The sequence below is a fragment of the Gryllotalpicola sp. CP2-P1 genome, assembly GCF_057512245.1.
On sequence record NZ_JBLRDT010000402.1, the window covers coordinates 1 to 1,039 of the forward strand.

The 1,039-nt window shown below is 73.9% G+C and carries 1 protein-coding gene; it reads right to left on the reverse strand.

All coding sequences use genetic code 11. The annotated features are described in order from the left end of the window. On the reverse strand, nt 1–1,039 hold a 1,039-nt coding region (locus ACM2XV_RS15565), incomplete at both ends, for a BTAD domain-containing putative transcriptional regulator (protein ID WP_487027612.1).

Consider the following 1,039-nt stretch of genomic DNA (forward strand, 5'->3'; position numbering starts at 1 on the left):
GCGGCGCGGGCGCGCTCGAGGAACAGCGTGACGGCGGGGCCGTGCTCGTCCGCCGGCAGCGAGCCGAGCGGGTAGACGCTCTCGGCCCCGAGCTGCAGGGGCGAGCGGCTCGTCGCGAGCACCCGCACGGTCGGGATCTCGGAGAGCACCTGGTCGACGAGGTGCGCGGCGCCCTCGATGACGTGCTCGCAGTTGTCGAGCACCAGCAGCGTCTCGCGCTCGGAGAGCGCGGCGCGGATGCGCGTGCGGACCTCCAGCAGCACGATCGGATCGCGCAGGCTGAGGCGCCCGGCGCCGACCTCGCCGATGCCGAGCGTCGCGGCGACCGCGAGCGGCACGTCGTCGGACTCGCGGATGCCGGCGAGCTCGACCACCACGACGCCGGGGGTCGTGCGGGCCGCGCGGTTTGCGAGCTCCTGCGCGAGCCGGGTCTTGCCGAGGCCGCCCGGGCCGAGGATCGTCGTGAGGCGCGACGCCGCCATGAGCTTCTCGAGCGCGGCGATGTCGGCGTCTCGGCCGATGAGCTCGTTGGGCGCCGCGCGCAGCCCGATGACGACGTGCTTCGGCTTATCCGATGGTCGAGTAGCCCGCTCTGCGACCGTATCCGCCGGGTCGAGTAGGTCGCTCTGCGACCGTACCGAGACCAGACCCTCTCCTGGCGAGGAATGGGTCTCGATACGCTCCTTCGTCGCTCCTCGACCAGCGGGAAGCGACGGCTCGTCCGCGCGCAGCAGCTCGGCGTTGTAAGCCACGAGCTCGGCGCCGGGCCGCGCACCGAGCTCGTCGTCGAGCCGCTGCCGGAACTCGGCGAAGGCGCGCAGTGCCTCGCCGCGGCGGCCGGCGGCGGCGAGCGACCTCATGAGCAGCAGCTGGGCGTGTTCGTCGTAGGGGGTGGCGTCGGCGAGTGCGCGGGCGGCGTCGACCGCCGCAGCGGGAGAGCCGGAGTCCACGGCATCCGTCACCCGTTTCTCGAGAGCGCGCACGCGCACACCGTCGGCGGTCTCGCGCAGCCGCGCGGCCAGCTCGGTCTCGCCGAGGT